The sequence below is a fragment of the Candidatus Methylacidithermus pantelleriae genome, assembly GCF_905250085.1.
Lineage (GTDB): Bacteria > Verrucomicrobiota > Verrucomicrobiia > Methylacidiphilales > Methylacidiphilaceae > Methylacidithermus > Methylacidithermus pantelleriae.
The window spans coordinates 83946-97819 of sequence record NZ_CAJNOB010000001.1 but is presented as its reverse complement, the minus strand read 5'-3'; the positions used below and the strand labels follow the sequence as shown (position 1 = coordinate 97819).

Below are 13874 nucleotides of genomic sequence, written 5' to 3'. Positions count from 1 at the left end.
CGCGTGGAGCGTCGTGCACGGCAACACGTGGGAGGGGAGGCACGCCTCCGGACCAAGGAAGAGAGGCGCTTGCTACAAGGCGGCCTGCCGGATGGGGAAAGGGGACGTTGCGAGCGGGAAGGCCGCTGGGTTACTTGGGTGAGGCGCTGGCTGACAGGACCGATCGGCATGGAGAAAAACCGAGGCGATTTGGCCAAAGCCGGGATCGGCCCTCTCGGCAAGCTTGTGGCAAGGCCGCTGGATGGAGGATTTGTCCCTTGATGGAAAAGCGTAGGAGAAGCCAAAGCGATCTTTAGCGATGCGAGGCCTGACGATCGGGTTGGCCAGACCAAAAGGGAACAAGGCTCTTATTGGGGATCGGGGCATTGGATTTTTGCACGAAAAGCGTCCACCGTGTCACCGATGGGTCTAAGGCCCGAGCGCGCGGCGGCTTTTGTGTTTCACCTTCGCCAAGCCCATTGCTGTCTTTACCATCGGACTGAAACCGGCCCTTGCCTGGTCGGAAAGGCCGATCATTTGCCACCGGGCGGATCTTCCCGCGGGAACATGACCACGGCCGCTATGTTGGCCTTCGACGACAAACCTGTCGCACGCCAACTTCCGGCCGCCTTATGGGTCGATACGCACCGGCGTTCCTACCTGGACAAGATCAAAAATGTCTCGCGCAAAGGCTTCCGGCAGGCGAATGCACCCATGGGAGTCGGCATGTCCCGGGAGGTAACCTCCATGGAGCCCGACACCCTCCTGGCTTAACCGCAAGAAAAAGGGCATCGCCGCCGGTTCGAAGTGAAGCCCTGGAGGAGGTTTTTGCCTGGCGTCGGCGTTGGGATCTACGATTCGGCCGTGGGAATCCACAAAAGCTCCATAGAGATTGGATTTGTGATTACGGTCTTTGCCTAGGACCGCATAAAGGCCAGGAGGGGTCTCGTGGCCAGGCCTCCCGGTGCATACGGGAGCCATTGCCACGACCTTATCCCCCTGGTAGGCGTAGAGTCGTTGTTCACCAATCCGTACCACGATTCCTGTAATGGGTTTGCTGGGATCGGGGTGCCACCAGATCGCCGAGAGAATGCGATAGGGGTTTCCTCCGATATAAGTAATCCGCCGGATCACCACCTTCCCGTTAGGCAACTGGACACGTTCCTCTTTGACGTAGACTGCCTGGGCTCTGCGCACCGGTTCGTGCTCGCGCGACAGAGGGACGGAGGAACCGACCGGAAGCGCCCGGGCAACGGACTCGGCAACCAATCGAAAGATCGGGAATTCTCCGAGAAGGACGAAAACCAAAAACCCAACCCAAAGCCTCATATTGCCCTGACACTCTTTTTGCGAATCTTCTTGGTAGGAAAGCCAACCACGGAAAGTCAACCCTATTCCTAGATAAAGTAGAAAAAGGGGACCCAGGTGTGTTCTCCCCACTTTCCGGTAGGCAACTGGACAACACTTCGATAGGATACCGCGGAGCGACGGTGTTGCTTTTGCTTTTTTGCCAAGCCTAAAAGACTTATGGGGACGAGCGTGTGAAATTCCTCGAGGCTATCGTAGCAGAATCCTATCGTCGCCGGCGGAACTCTCGGGAAAATCTTCGCCAATGGCGAAAGGCGGCCTTCGGCCGGACCGATTTCCGATCCTTCGCTTCTGCGCTGCGACGACAAGATGGGATTTCTCTTATTGCAGAGATTAAACGTGCCTCCCCTTCTACCGGTCTCATTGCGGCGGAAGCCGATCCGGTTTTCTTGGCTCAGCAGTACGAACAGGGGGGCGCGGATGCTGTGAGCGTGCTTACGGAACCGGCGTTCTTCCTCGGTAGCCTAGATGATCTGCGGAGAGTCCGGCAAACCATAGCCAAGCCCATTTTGCGCAAGGACTTTCTTTTGGAAGAAGGGGATCTGTGGGAAAGTCTTGCCGTTGGGGCGGATGCTGTTTTGCTCATCGCGCGTATTCTCCCTCCCAAGCGGCTCCAGAAACTTGCTTCCCGGGCACGTTCCCTAGGGCTTGAGGTGCTGGTCGAGGTGCATGACCGCTATGAGCTAGAGTTGGCTTTGGAAGCAGGGAGTCGGATCGTCGGAATTAACAACCGGGATTTGCGTGATTTTACGGTGGATCTTCGAACCACCGAACAATTGCTCCCCGAAATCCCTCCGGAGTGTATTGTGGTGAGCGAAAGCGGGATTCGCGAACCGGAGCAAGTGGGCTGGCTGCGCAATCTTGGGGTGGACGCGATTCTTGTGGGAGAGGCTCTCATGAGGGCGTCTGACCCCAGCGGCAAAGTGCGCGCTTTTCGAAAGGGAGGCCAAGGGCCTCTAGGAGCTCGGAGTCGTTCATAGCACCATGTTTCAAGTGAAAGTTTGCGGGATCCGAAGGCTGGAGGATGCAGAGCTAGCATTAGAGCTCGGGGCTGACGCGGTTGGTTTTGTGCTCTATCCTCGGAGTCCTCGTTACCTTTCCCCCATCGAGTTAGAGAGGCTTTTGGAAAAACTTTCCCACAACCATTCTGCCTTTGTAGCGGTCGGAGTCGTGGTTAACCCAAAGCTTGAAGAGCTAAGGCAGTGGGAAAGGTTTCTCCCGTTGGGCGCCTGGCAGATTCATGGTGCCAGTGACACCGAACTCAATGCCGCCGCCGTAGTGAGACTTCCGGTGTTGCGGTCGCTCCGTATGCCTTGGCCCGAGTCAAATCCTTTGCCGGCTGCCTGCGCCTATGTGCTTGATTCTGCCGAAATTGGCGGGACGGGGAAGACTTTTTGCTGGGATACCGTTGCCCAACTGCGCCAGCGGACGGCGAAACCTCTAATCTTGGCGGGCGGGCTTTGCCCCGAAAATCTTTGGGAAGCACTGGAAAGAACCCGGCCCGACGGGGTGGATGTCTCAAGCGGTGTGGAGTCTTTTCCGGGAAAAAAGGATGCAAGCCGGCTCAAGGCCTTTCTTTCCCTGGCCCGGGAATGGTTTTCTTATGCCTCGAGAGATTTTGCTGGGAAAGGTTCAACGGGGCTCTGGGAAAGGGGAAAAGGCGATGTTTGAAGTGTTACCTTCGCACGCGACGGAAGGGCAGGCCTCTTGCGGTTGGTTTGGACCCTATGGGGGCGCGTTTGTTCCGGAAACGCTTGTGGGAGCTCTAGAGGAACTCTGGCAGGAGTACTGCAGGGTAAGAACGGACGCGTCCTTTTGGAAAGAATTGGACGAGCTACGGCGTAGTTTCGCAGGTCGGCCCACACCCCTTACCCTCGCAGAACGGTTAAGCGAAGAGGCAGGTGGAGCTCGAATCTATCTCAAAAGAGAGGATCTCTTGCACACGGGGGCCCATAAGATCAATAACACCCTGGGCCAAATTCTTCTCGCCCGGCGAATGGGCAAAAAGCGCGTGATTGCTGAAACGGGAGCTGGACAGCATGGGGTGGCCACGGCTACGGTCTGCGCCCGTTTTGGAGTCCAGTGTGTGATTTACATGGGGCAAAAGGATATGGAACGTCAGGCGCTCAACGTCGCTCGCATGGAGCTCCTCGGAGCGCAGGTGGTTCCCGTAAAAGCGGGGCAACAGACGCTCAAAGAGGCCATCAATGAAGCCTTGCGGGATTGGGTGACCAACGTGCGAACCACGCATTACATCTTGGGCTCTGTGGTGGGCCCGCATCCTTATCCCACAATCGTGCGGGAGTTTCAACGGGTCATCGGGGAGGAGGCCCGCAGCCAGATCTTGGAGCGGGAAGGGCGCCTTCCCGATGCCTTGGTTGCCTGTGTGGGGGGAGGGAGTAATGCGATTGGCTTTTTCTATGCTTTTCTTTCGGACTCGGTGCGTTTGATTGGGGTCGAGGCGGGGGGAGCCGGGATCGAAAAAGGCAAGCATGCAGCGCGTTTCCAGGCGGGATGCCCTGGGATCTTGCAAGGAGCGTATTCCTATTTGCTCCAGGACCCTTTTGGCCAGGTGGAGTTGACCGAATCGATCTCGGCAGGGTTGGATCATGCCATGGTAGGGCCGGAACACGCGCACCTGCGGGATACGGGACGCGCCGAGTACACCTACGCGACGGACGAGGAAGCGGTCGAGGCGTTTTGTCTTTTAACGCGCACCGAGGGGATCATTCCTGCGCTGGAAAGTGCCCATGCGGTGGCGGTAGCCCTCAAGGTAGCCCGGGAACTGGGCAAAGGTTCGGTGGTCTTGGTCAACCTTTCCGGTCGTGGCGACAAGGATCTTCACCAAGTTTTGAAATGGCTCGCAGCAAAAGGACGTCCGGCCGGGGCGATCTCTTCCCTATCCCATGGGTAGTCAAAAGATCTTTCGAAGATCCGGGATCCTCTTTGTCGTTTCCGCACCTTCCGGGACCGGAAAGACGACCCTTTGTGATAACTTGCGCAAAACGCCCGATTTTATTTTTTCCATCTCCTGCACAACGCGCTCTCCTAGGCCGGGAGAGCTCCACGGGGAGGATTACTACTTCCTTACCGTGGAGGAGTTTCTGGCCAAAGCCCGTCGGGGGGAGTTTTTGGAATATGCCCAGGTTCATGGCCACTACTACGGGACTCCCAAAGAACCCGTGCTTCAAGCTTTGGACGAAGGGACCGATGTCCTTTTGGATATCGACGTTCAAGGGGCCGACCAGATCCGTTCCCTTGAAGATCCCAAGATCCGGGAAGCTTTGGTGGATGTGTTCATTATGCCACCCACTTTGGAAGAGCTTGAGCGGAGGCTACGAAAAAGGGGAACGGAAAACGATGAGGAAATTCGCTTGCGTCTCCATCGGGCGGGCCAGGAAATGAAGCGCTGGCGGGACTTCAAATATACGATCCTAAGCGGATCCGTCGAAGAGGATCTTCAAAAGTTCCGGGCGATCATGAAGGCTGAACGATACTTGAGCCGGCGGCTTCGCCTGGAGGAATATTAGCGAGGATTGGAGGAGCTTTCAGGATGCAGGGTTCCACGGTTCTTTTGGGAGTAACCGGATCGGTCGCCGCCTACCGGGCTGCGGATATCGCAAGCCTTTTGACTCGCCAGGGGGCTAAGGTAGACGTGATCCTCACTGGGGAAGCGGAAAAATTTGTCCGTCCGCTCCTTTTTGAAAGCCTCACTGGTCGCAAGGCTTTCACGGATCGTGATTTTGGGATTTTGGATGGCAAGCCCATTCACATTGCTCTGGCCGAGCGTGCCCGGCTTGCCGTGGTTGCTCCTGCGACCGCTGATGTCCTTGGCAAATTAGCCCACGGGTTAGCTCCCGATCTTTTGACTTCGACGCTTCTGGCCATTCGTTGCCCGCTCATCATTGCCCCGGCCATGAATGGCAACATGTGGTTTCATGCGGCGGTACAAGAAAATGTGCGGATCCTCACCGAAAGAGGGGTTCGCTGGCTGGGTCCGGACCAAGGGGTTCTGGCCTGCGGACATGTTGGGCTGGGCCGGCTATGGCCAGCCGAAGAGATCGCTTCGCAGGTGTTTGGTCTTTGGAAAGGGAAGGAAGAAGAGCCAAGCGAAAAAACGAAAAAAGAGACTTGCCAAGAAGGCCCCTTTGAGTAGAGAAGCGAGGGGTTTTCAAGGAAAGTTCTTGGAAGCCAAGAGCTTTTCGGAAAATCGGGAAGGGGGTGATCGAGCAATGGCAGAAAAGAAAAAGGCCGCTTCAAAGAAACCGGCAAAAAAGACAGCTGCAAAGAAGCCTGCCAAAAAGAAGTAGGAGTCGCTCCGTGGAGCAAGTCTCGGTCCAGCGAGCATGAGCCAAGAGGGCAGAGGCGAGGTGGTCGCCCCCATAGCGCAACCGCGGGTGGCGATTCTCGTAGGCAGTTCCAGTGATTGGGGTGTCATGGTCGAGGCGGCCAAGACCCTGAAAGAGTTTGGTGTGGCCTATGAAGCCCGCGTGCTTTCAGCTCACCGGACACCAGAGGCGCTTCGCGACTATGTACTCGGGGCACGGGATCGGGGGCTTAAACTTTTGATCGCAGCCGCAGGAGGGGCAGCCCATCTTCCCGGAGTGGTGGCGGCTCAGACCGTTCTTCCCGTTTTGGGTGTGGCGATCGAATCAGGAGCTTTCCGTGGTGTGGATGCTCTCCTGGCTATGGTGCCAATGCCTGCAGGTGTCCCGGTTGGCTGCGTGGGGGTTGGCCGGGCAGGCGCTCGCAATGCGGCGCTTTTGGCTGTGGCCATTTTGGGGGTGGAGGATCCCAAGCTCTGGGAGGCTTTGGAAATTTTCCGAAAGGAACAGTCCAAAAGGGTTCTCGGGCAGGATCTTGAGTTGCCCTAGGGCGGCCTCAGGGGCGGAAGTATTGCGCCTAGCCGCCAGCGGTGATGCGGACAAGCTCGATTACATCCCCTTGTTGGAGAGCGTAGGTAGGCCACTGGTTTTGAGGGAGAACCTCCTGGTTCACCTCTACAAGGAGTCCGCGAGCCGGCAAGCCCCATTGGGTCACAAGCTCGCCGAGTGTGAGCCCTGTGCGCACCGTGAGGGTTTGACCGTTGACACGGATAGAGACTAGCTCGTGCATCTTTCCCAATCTTTCCAGACCGGATCGTACCCTAGTTCTTGGAGCCGAGCTGCCACTTCTTCAGGGGACCGGTCGTCCGCGATGGCAAACTGCTCCCGCGTTTCCCTTTTGGCCGGCGCAGTGGGGGCGGGGCGGATGGGAACAGTCCGTAGGCCAGCTCCGGTATAACCCCCGGGATCGGTCCGCGATCCTGCGCTCATCATGGTAATCCCCACCGGGGCCAGTGCATCCCGCAAGGCCGGCGTCTCTCGGGTGGAGAGAACCAGTCCGACTTGGGGGAAGGAAAGCCGAAAGGCGATGACAAGCTGGATGAGATCCCGATCGGCCAGTGGAAACGGGGCTACGAAGTTCCCCGCCGAGGGACGGATCCGTGGGAAGGACACCGTAAGAAAGGCTTTCCAGCATTGTCGCAAAAGCGCATCGAGGTGACGGCCCAGTCGCAACGCTTCCTCTTGCCACGGGGTCAATCCAAAAAGGGCACCTATTCCAATGCGGCGAATACCGGCCTCGTAGGCTCTCACGGGAGCCAGCAGGCGGTAGAGGAAATCCCGTTTCGGCCCGGCGACGTGCCAGCAGGCATAGGACTCCGGATCGTAGGTTTCTTGATAGATCACCATCCCATCCAGCCCGGCTTGGACCAAGCGAGCATAGTCGCAGGTGTCCAGCGGAGCCACTTCCAGCGAAATTTCAGGAACGAAAGGACGGAGCCTTTCAACACATTCGATTAAGTATTCAACAGAAACCTTTTTCGGGTGTTCTCCAGAGACTAAGAGGAGGTGCCGGAATCCCTGCTTGGTAAGGTAACGAGCTTCCTTTTCGACTTCCTCAGGGCTTAATGTGATCCGTTCCAACCGGTTGGTCCGGGAAAAACCGCAATACTGGCAGATGTTGACGCATTCGTTGGAAAGATAGAGGGGAGCAAAAAGACGCATGGTGCGGCCGAAATGCCGCACAGTCAGTTCCTGGGCGGCAATCGCAAGCCGGCGGAGTTTTTCCCTGGGCATAGGTTCCAGGTAAGCCTTCAGACGAGCCAGGCGTGGCGAGGCTTTTTCCAGGGGATAGAGCGAATCAAAACTTGCCGCTTCCTTTTGCAAGGCTATGGGCACTGTAGCCGCGGAGGATTGGGTGGGCAAGCGCCGAGCCGGTAACCATCGTGGAAAAAACCCTTGGCCAGAGAATGGTCACCCGCTTGTGTCTTTTTTTGAAAGTTCCTCGGCAGCTCGGCTCCCAAGCTTTATCTATGAGCGCCTCTGTGGGATGCACAACAAAATCTCTTGGTAAAAAAATTCCCCTGGCGGGTGGGGTAGGGTTTCTCTCCAAAACTCAGTCTTCCTTTTTTTGTAGCTAACCCAGAAAAACAGCGGCCAGGCTTGCAAACGTAGCAAGCAAACTTGCCTTTTTGGGTCGGAGAAACCAGCCAAAAGTGCTTCTCTTTTTTCTCTTCCTACACAGGCCGTAGCTCCTGGGCCGGGGTAACGCTCCTTATTGTCCCCAAGCTTTTTCCTTTGTGACGGAACGTCTCTGGGAAGGGCTTTTAGGGTTGGCAAGAGCTAAGACATAGAGCGAACTATAACGCTGTGTATGGGGCCGTATATCAGCATGAAGTTACGTGCATGGCTCAAGCGGCAGGGTGTTGGCTCTAAAGCGGCTTTGCCGGATGGGGCAGGAGGGCCTTTGCCTCTTCTCGCAAGAATAGTTGCCGACCGGGACAATACTCGTGCATGCGGAGGAGGCACCACCCGATGGCGCGACCCTTTGCTCGTGGGTGTGCAAGCGCCCACGAAAAAGCGGGATTGAGATAGGGAATTGGCCTAGGTTTTCCCGACTTGGCTCTCAAGCAAACTGTTACAGATCCTCAAGCCCGTCAAAAAGGTCGGCTTTGGGACAAACGGTCATCGTAGAGAACTCATTGGGCAGGTCTCTCATCCCAAGGTTGGCGTCATCCCGGTCGAGGAGCTTGACCGGCTGATGCGTTTGGTCCTCGAGTACCGGGAAGTGGCTTGGGCCGTGCAGAGTCGATCCATTCGGGGTGCATCCCAATGCCGTGACGGACAAGATCGTGTGCGATCTGGATGAGGTCATGGTCTCCTTGTGTGCCAGGCTCTACGGGAAGAGATTTGCTCGAAAGCGTGGCAAGAAGGTTTTCGCAGGCATTGATGAGTAAGCTCGCTGGATTTTTCACTTACCAGAGCCGGTTCTTGGGGTGACGGCCGAGTAGTGGGCGTTGCGTAACGGCCACGCGACGCTCTACGGGCAAGCGGGAGCGGAGGCTTTTTGTGCCAGATGCGGGCTTGGGTTTCGCTCAAACAAGGGCAATCGATCCTGTCTACCACAGTGTCGCTTGACCGCCCAAGAGTTCCCTCTGCCCTCCTGGTTCGAGCTCGAAGGGAAGAAAGGCTTCGATCGGGGGAAAGCGCCACGATCGCAATGGAGAAAGCTAAGGAGCGGGATCCGCGCAGAGCGGAAAAGGTGGTCTGCAAGCTCCAGGAAAGAAGGGAACTGGAATATTGTGCACGAGAAAGAGTGCAGGCTGGCCATCCTCCCGACCAAGCGTGACGCGCTTCTGGCCGAAGAGGAGTCCCGAATGGGTGCGTGTCCTTCTTTTTTGGGCTTGTGCCACCTCTTCCCGTAAAAAGTTTTCCTTGGAAAAAAACCCACACGCCAACCCATGCGAACCGGAAGAGACATTGGCAGGTGGAGCGGTGCAGCCCGTTTTTTCTCCTGGGGTCGAAGGACGAGGCCTCGGGCAACGGGTCCCTGCCAAGCCGTAGTCGCCCCGGACGGCAGTCGATCGGCTTTGTTGCGGTTGCGGCTTCAGACGGATGGGAAAGCCCGAGCCAATTCCTGGTTTTTTAAATCGTGCGCTTGCGCCTACGGCCAGGAGTCGATCCTTTCGGTGCTTGCCGCCAGGAAAATCTGACCACGCCAATGAAGACTTGGGAGACTCGTCTGGAAGCGGGAGGGATCGCCGGGAAAGCTACCGCCTCGTGCGGTGCGGGAAGGGGTGACAGGTGCTTGCCAAGCCTCCGAGGCACGCGCCCGTTTCCCCGTTGAAACGCTGCCTTACTGGAGCGGTGGGCATCGAGATCAACCGAGGATCATCTCCCCTTGGGTCGAAAGGGGCCGCTTGGGCAATCTCGCGAGAATCCGCGGGATCCGATCGAATCTCGATGGGAAGAGTGGAAAGCAGGCGAAAGCGACTTTTGCTCATGCGTGCGAAAAAGATCGCGCGGGTCTGTGTTCAATCGGGCAAGCCGCTTGTGATCGAACGGTTGAATCTTCGCAAGAGGAAGCTTGAGCGTGAGTCAGTGGATCCCGTTTGCGCTCGCTTGCTTTTCTTCCTTCGCCTAGCGCCCAGGCGATCAACGATTGCTCAGGTCCCCTTTGTTTCGCGCCGGAGCCGAGGTGATCGAAGTCGGACCCCGCCTACACGTCTGTGGTGGGCGCGGTCAACCCCGGGCGCCGGTAGGGCATCAAGTTCTTACCAGGGTGTTGCCACGTGCGTCTGGCCCGCAGAGGGTTGGGTCTCTCGGAAGGCGCGTCGGTGCGGGAGATGGTAGCGCCTACCCGCAAGCGATCGGGACAAAGCATGTGTGGTCGATTCTGTGGCGGAGCTTCGGAAAAGACTCAAAGGCTCAAAGCGGCGCATGCCCGATCGGGAGGCGATCGACGGCCTGCCGAGCCTCTATCCCCCAAAAATGCAAGACTAGGCACTACGTGGGCTTTGTCAGTAAAAACCCCGGCACGCGAAATGATCGGGAGCGCTCTTTGGCCAGCGTCCCGGAGGATCTTTCCTCGAAAGGAAATGGTTGTCTAGGGTCTTAGGAACGGTTTAAGGAGAGTTTAAGAACCCAAGAAATCGTTGCTGGCCCGTCGGGGTAAAAGCCTTGAAAAGACTTAAGACCGGCTGGTCGCTTTTTGGGAACCAGGGAACGTAGGCCGGTATGGTTCGCGAAAGAGTTTCACGCCTTTGCCAGAGAGAGGATTGCCGTAGCGCGCGGTAAGGAACGGTTTAGTCTCTTCGGCCGAAGCGTGCTTGTGCGCTGGTGGGGAAACAAAAGAAGACCCTAGGACTCCAAAGAAACGGGGGTACGCTTCCTTTTAGGGTTCCTCTAACTCCCAAGGGCAAACGCTTTACCGCCCGTCGTGCTACTCGGCTCGTCCCGAACGGAAGGGCTTAGGGGAGGGAAACTCGAGAGGATCCCTCTTGGGGTGCCGTAAGGTCCTGGGCGTGGCCTTTGCCCAGGCGAATTCGTTCGACTTCTGCCAGGAATACCTTGGGTCCGCCAGGCATGTAACCGAGCTCGCCGATTTTCTTTCCGCTGGGATCCAAGAAGATCAAGGTAGGATAGGAATCTACACCAAACTTATCGGCGAGCTCGTCGTTTTGTTTTTTCAGGTCCGGGGGCAATTCCTTGTGTTGGGGGAAATCGACGAAGAGAAGGATCAAGTGCTTGTCTGCGTACGCTTTGAATTCCGGTGTAGAAAATACTTCCTTTTCCAGTTTTTGGCACCAGGGACACCAATCGCTCCCTGTGAAGTTCATAAGAACGATTTTCTTTTCTTTCTTTGCCCGGGAAAGCGCTTCCCGATAGCTGGTGAGCCAGTTGGCTCCATAGGCTCCCCCGATCCCCGTGGCTACCCACAGGCTAAGAACCAAGAACAAGCGCAACCAATTTTTCATAGAAAGGTTCCCTAAGGTTACTCGATCCTATCGTTCGTTGCAAATGGTGCGCGCCGGCTGGATGATTCCATCCCTTGCGGGAAAAGGAGAGTGTTTTTAGACTTTGGGACATGAGCAAAACCCAGGCCGGTTCCCGCGGAGGGAAAAAGCCAACCCTGCCGGAAATAGGCTCCTCGCAAACAGGAGAACCTGAGCCCGACCGGATTCTTATTGTCGACGACGAGAAGGACGTTCATTACGCCTTTGAACGTCTGTTGGAACCCGAAGGGTGGAGGGTCCTTCGGGCAGAAAGCGGAAAGGAGGCACTTGCCGTTGTAAGCCAGCAGCCAGTGGATGTCGTTGTCATGGACATCCGGATGGCTGGCCAAAATGGGCTAGAAACGCTCCGGGAGATTCGCCGGCGGGACCCTTCTTCTGTGGTCATCATGATGACCGCTTATGGCACTGCCCAAACGGCGATTGAAGCGATGAAGCTCGGGGCCTTTGATTACATTCTCAAGCCCTTTGAGCTCGAAGGGCTTAAGGCCCTATTGGAAAGGGCACGGCTCGCAGCGCGGCATCGCAAGGAGCTCCCTCACACGGAAGGCACGCCGGTCCCGTCCTCCGAGTCATTGGAGTTTTTGGTTGGAAGCTCTTTTGCGATGCAACGGGTATATAAACTCATTGGCCAGGTAGCTCCCACCAGTGCAACCGTCCTCATTACGGGAGAAAGCGGAACCGGTAAGGAACTGATTGCGCGGGCCATTCACCAGCACAGCTTGCGTGCCGGCAAGCCGTTTGTGGCCATGAACTGTGCGGCCATCCCCGACAATCTTTTGGAAAGCGAGCTGTTTGGTCATGAGCGCGGGGCTTTTACGGGGGCCATGACCCAACGGATTGGAAAGTTTGAGGAGGCCGATGGCGGGACGCTTTTTCTGGACGAGATCGGCGACATGCCGCTTACCACCCAAACCAAAATCTTGCGAGTATTGCAGGAGGGGGAATTCTCTCGAGTAGGAAGTAATGTGCCGATTCGAGTGGATGTCCGGCTCATTGCTGCTACCAACAAAGACCTTGCCCGTGCAGTTCAAAAACGGGAATTCCGAGAGGATCTTTACTATCGGCTTAACGTAGTGCGCATCCACGTTCCTCCTCTTCGGGAGCGGTTACCCGATCTTCCGGAACTGGTGCAACACTTCCTTCGCAAGCATCGGAAAAGCCGGCCGGGGGGCGGAAGCCTGCGGGTTTCTGAGGAAGCTTGGCAGCTTCTCTATTCCTATAGCTGGCCCGGGAACGTCCGGGAACTGGAAAATGCGATTCAGCGAGCGCTGGTTTTTGCGACCGGTAGTTCCATCGAACCAGCGGATCTGCCGGAAGAGATCCGCAGTTGCCGAGTCGCGCCCGCTTCGATGGGGCGAACGGAAGAAGTGGAAAAGGCTGCGGAGATTCTTTTGGACTGGGCTCTGGGTTGTGGGGGAGAGGGCTGGTGGCAGGTTCTCGAGGAGCTTTTCCAGTCAAAATGGGGAGAGCGGAAAACCCATAGGGAAGGCGAATGGAAAGGCTTTCGAGGTGAGGGGAAAGCCAAAGGTTAAGGATCGTAAGCCTTGGGAAGGGGGGAAAGTGGAGCAAGTTTCCGGGGAAGTCCGGAACGGAAAGCATTGCGTTTTGGGCGTGGATCCTTCCCTGCGCTCTACCGGTTACGGGATTGTGGAATGCCAAGGTCGTGGCAGGCTCCGGCTTGTTTCCTGCGGGACGATCCGGGTTGCTCGGAAAGCTTCCATAGGTTCTTGCTTGCAAGCCCTACAGAGCGAGATGGAAAGGATCGTGGGTGAGTTTGCTCCACAGGTGGCGGCCGTGGAAAAAGTGATTTTCGTTCAGAGTATCCGCACGGCTTTGGACTTAGGGGCCGCGCGGGGAGTCATTCTCTTAACACTGGCGCGTCGGTTGATTCCCGTCTATGAGTATCCCCCGAGGCTTGTGAAGCTAGGCGTTTCAGGAAAAGGCCAAGCCCAGAAAAGACAGGTGGCCTTTATGGTAAAGTCCCTGCTTGGGCTATCCCAACCCCCATCACCCGATGTGGCGGACGCTCTGGCGGTGGCGCTCGCACATCTTCACCGCAACTGGGCGATCTCTGTGGGGAGCGGGCGGGTATGATGGCTTTTCTCGAGGGGGAGTTGATGGAAAAAGAGCCCGGGCGGGCGCTTGTTCGCGTTTCTGGAGTGGGATGGGAGCTTGCCATTCCTTTGAGCACCTACCAGGCCTTGCCCCGGCCTCCGGCTCCGGTTCGCCTCTGGACCTATTGGGAGTTCCGGGATACGGGTCAGGCCCTCTATGGCTTTGGATCCCGGGAAGAGAGGGAACTTTTTCGGCTGCTCGTCGATCATGTGCAAGGGATTGGGCCCAAAAGTGCCCTTTCCATTCTCAGTGTAACTCATCCGGAGCGGTTTCGGGAAGCCGTCCGCCAGGGGGACCGGACCTTTCTTGCCTCGATCCGAGGGATTGGTAAGAAAATGGCCGAGCGGATTGTCTTCGAGCTTAAGGACCGGTTAAAGGGGGTTCCGGAGCTTGCGTCCGGGGGGCAACCACGGACCAAGACGACCGATGCTGTCCTGGCACTTGTGGCTTTGGGCTACCGGCAATCGGAAGCCACTAAGGCGGTGGAAGCCGTCGTAGAGGCAGACCCCCACTTGCCGCTAGAAGAACTGGTGCGGCAGGCGTTGCGACGACTCTAGGGAACGGGAGGTCAAAG

17 protein-coding genes are annotated in these 13874 nt (G+C 57.0%); 12 read left to right on the top strand and 5 right to left on the bottom strand.

Annotation, left to right across the window (positions count from 1 at the left end; translation table 11 throughout):
* Window positions 1–3 precede the first annotated feature (3 nt).
* Window positions 4–261 carry a hypothetical protein gene (locus KK925_RS00470; RefSeq protein ID WP_174581641.1) on the top strand — a complete coding sequence of 86 codons (258 nt, stop codon included), beginning with the start codon at window positions 4–6 and terminating at the stop codon, window positions 259–261.
* Window positions 262–609: 348 nt separating this feature from the next.
* On the opposite strand, the gene KK925_RS00465 is transcribed toward KK925_RS00470, so the two are convergent.
* The gene (locus KK925_RS00465; protein WP_174581640.1) at window positions 610–1308 is read right to left on the bottom strand and encodes a L,D-transpeptidase family protein; all 699 of its coding nucleotides are present in this window, start codon (window positions 1306–1308) and stop codon (window positions 610–612) included.
* Window positions 1309–1520: 212 nt separating this feature from the next.
* On the opposite strand from KK925_RS00465, the gene trpC reads away from it, so the two are divergent.
* The 6 genes from trpC to purE all read left to right on the top strand — a co-directional run bounded on the left by trpC (window position 1521) and on the right by purE (window position 6221).
* Complete coding sequence (gene trpC / locus KK925_RS00460) at window positions 1521–2327, top strand: indole-3-glycerol phosphate synthase TrpC (protein ID WP_174581639.1); 807 nt, start codon at window positions 1521–1523, stop codon at window positions 2325–2327.
* A gap of 4 nt (window positions 2328–2331) precedes the next feature.
* On the top strand, window positions 2332–3018 hold the full coding sequence (locus tag KK925_RS00455) for a phosphoribosylanthranilate isomerase (RefSeq protein WP_174581638.1): 687 nt from the start codon (window positions 2332–2334) through the stop codon (window positions 3016–3018).
* The gene (gene trpB / locus KK925_RS00450; RefSeq protein ID WP_174581637.1) at window positions 3011–4261 is read left to right on the top strand and encodes a tryptophan synthase subunit beta; all 1251 of its coding nucleotides are present in this window, start codon (window positions 3011–3013) and stop codon (window positions 4259–4261) included. Before KK925_RS00455 ends, trpB begins: the two co-directional genes overlap by 8 nt.
* The gene (gene gmk / locus KK925_RS00445; RefSeq protein ID WP_174581636.1) at window positions 4254–4877 is read left to right on the top strand and encodes a guanylate kinase; all 624 of its coding nucleotides are present in this window, start codon (window positions 4254–4256) and stop codon (window positions 4875–4877) included. Before trpB ends, gmk begins: the two co-directional genes overlap by 8 nt.
* A gap of 23 nt (window positions 4878–4900) precedes the next feature.
* Window positions 4901–5503, top strand: a complete 603-nt coding sequence (locus KK925_RS00440) for a flavoprotein (RefSeq protein WP_174581635.1) — start codon at window positions 4901–4903, stop codon at window positions 5501–5503.
* A 214-nt stretch (window positions 5504–5717) separates the two neighbouring features.
* Window positions 5718–6221 carry a 5-(carboxyamino)imidazole ribonucleotide mutase gene (gene purE / locus KK925_RS00435; protein WP_236027784.1) on the top strand — a complete coding sequence of 168 codons (504 nt, stop codon included), beginning with the start codon at window positions 5718–5720 and terminating at the stop codon, window positions 6219–6221.
* Window positions 6222–6249: 28 nt separating this feature from the next.
* Here purE and thiS read toward each other — a convergent pair whose 3' ends face one another.
* The 3 genes from thiS to KK925_RS00420 all read right to left on the bottom strand — a co-directional run bounded on the left by thiS (window position 6250) and on the right by KK925_RS00420 (window position 8544).
* Entirely contained in the window at window positions 6250–6462 is a 213-nt protein-coding gene (gene thiS / locus KK925_RS00430) for a sulfur carrier protein ThiS (protein WP_174581633.1), read from the bottom strand.
* Entirely contained in the window at window positions 6450–7556 is a 1107-nt protein-coding gene (gene thiH / locus KK925_RS00425) for a 2-iminoacetate synthase ThiH (RefSeq protein ID WP_174581632.1), read from the bottom strand. Before thiH ends, thiS begins: the two co-directional genes overlap by 13 nt.
* Before the next feature lie 751 nt (window positions 7557–8307).
* Complete coding sequence (locus KK925_RS00420) at window positions 8308–8544, bottom strand: hypothetical protein (RefSeq protein ID WP_174581631.1); 237 nt, start codon at window positions 8542–8544, stop codon at window positions 8308–8310.
* A 201-nt stretch (window positions 8545–8745) separates the two neighbouring features.
* Here KK925_RS00420 and KK925_RS00415 point away from each other — a divergent pair, with 201 nt between their 5' ends.
* Both KK925_RS00415 and KK925_RS00410 read left to right on the top strand, forming a co-directional pair.
* Window positions 8746–9018 (top strand): hypothetical protein, encoded by a 273-nt coding sequence (locus tag KK925_RS00415; protein WP_174581630.1) that lies wholly within the window; start codon window positions 8746–8748, stop codon window positions 9016–9018.
* Window positions 9019–9130: 112 nt separating this feature from the next.
* A complete protein-coding gene (locus KK925_RS00410; RefSeq protein WP_174581629.1) occupies window positions 9131–9382 on the top strand; it encodes a hypothetical protein in 252 nt (83 codons plus the stop codon).
* Between the two features lie 1257 nt (window positions 9383–10639).
* Here KK925_RS00410 and KK925_RS00405 read toward each other — a convergent pair.
* Window positions 10640–11146 carry a thioredoxin family protein gene (locus tag KK925_RS00405; RefSeq protein ID WP_174581628.1) on the bottom strand — a complete coding sequence of 169 codons (507 nt, stop codon included), beginning with the start codon at window positions 11144–11146 and terminating at the stop codon, window positions 10640–10642.
* A gap of 110 nt (window positions 11147–11256) precedes the next feature.
* On the opposite strand from KK925_RS00405, the gene KK925_RS00400 reads away from it, so the two are divergent.
* The 3 genes from KK925_RS00400 to ruvA are packed head-to-tail and all read left to right on the top strand — an operon-like array spanning window position 11257 to window position 13857.
* Complete coding sequence (locus tag KK925_RS00400; protein ID WP_174581627.1) at window positions 11257–12717, top strand: sigma-54-dependent transcriptional regulator; 1461 nt, start codon at window positions 11257–11259, stop codon at window positions 12715–12717.
* Window positions 12695–13279 carry a crossover junction endodeoxyribonuclease RuvC gene (ruvC, locus tag KK925_RS00395; RefSeq protein ID WP_174581626.1) on the top strand — a complete coding sequence of 195 codons (585 nt, stop codon included), beginning with the start codon at window positions 12695–12697 and terminating at the stop codon, window positions 13277–13279. Before KK925_RS00400 ends, ruvC begins: the two co-directional genes overlap by 23 nt.
* A gap of 23 nt (window positions 13280–13302) precedes the next feature.
* Window positions 13303–13857, top strand: coding sequence for a Holliday junction branch migration protein RuvA (ruvA, locus tag KK925_RS00390; RefSeq protein ID WP_214096170.1), 555 nt, complete (start codon window positions 13303–13305; stop codon window positions 13855–13857).
* The last annotated feature ends 17 nt before the right edge of the window (window positions 13858–13874 follow it).

Excerpts from the sequence above, each read along its gene's own strand:
- KK925_RS00465 (WP_174581640.1), bottom strand. The coding sequence starts at position 1,308 with ATGAGGCTTTGGGTTGGGTTTTTGGTTTTCGTCCTTCTCGGAGAATTC.
- KK925_RS00455 (WP_174581638.1), top strand. The coding sequence starts at position 2,332 with ATGTTTCAAGTGAAAGTTTGCGGGATCCGAAGGCTGGAGGATGCAGAG.
- trpB (WP_174581637.1), top strand. The coding sequence starts at position 3,011 with ATGTTTGAAGTGTTACCTTCGCACGCGACGGAAGGGCAGGCCTCTTGC.
- gmk (WP_174581636.1), top strand. The coding sequence starts at position 4,254 with ATGGGTAGTCAAAAGATCTTTCGAAGATCCGGGATCCTCTTTGTCGTT.
- KK925_RS00440 (WP_174581635.1), top strand. The coding sequence starts at position 4,901 with ATGCAGGGTTCCACGGTTCTTTTGGGAGTAACCGGATCGGTCGCCGCC.
- thiS (WP_174581633.1), bottom strand. The coding sequence starts at position 6,462 with ATGCACGAGCTAGTCTCTATCCGTGTCAACGGTCAAACCCTCACGGTG.
- KK925_RS00420 (WP_174581631.1), bottom strand. The coding sequence starts at position 8,544 with ATGACCTCATCCAGATCGCACACGATCTTGTCCGTCACGGCATTGGGA.
- KK925_RS00415 (WP_174581630.1), top strand. The coding sequence starts at position 8,746 with ATGCGGGCTTGGGTTTCGCTCAAACAAGGGCAATCGATCCTGTCTACC.
- KK925_RS00410 (WP_174581629.1), top strand. The coding sequence starts at position 9,131 with ATGCGAACCGGAAGAGACATTGGCAGGTGGAGCGGTGCAGCCCGTTTT.
- KK925_RS00405 (WP_174581628.1), bottom strand. The coding sequence starts at position 11,146 with ATGAAAAATTGGTTGCGCTTGTTCTTGGTTCTTAGCCTGTGGGTAGCC.
- KK925_RS00400 (WP_174581627.1), top strand. The coding sequence starts at position 11,257 with ATGAGCAAAACCCAGGCCGGTTCCCGCGGAGGGAAAAAGCCAACCCTG.
- ruvA (WP_214096170.1), top strand. The coding sequence starts at position 13,303 with ATGGAAAAAGAGCCCGGGCGGGCGCTTGTTCGCGTTTCTGGAGTGGGA.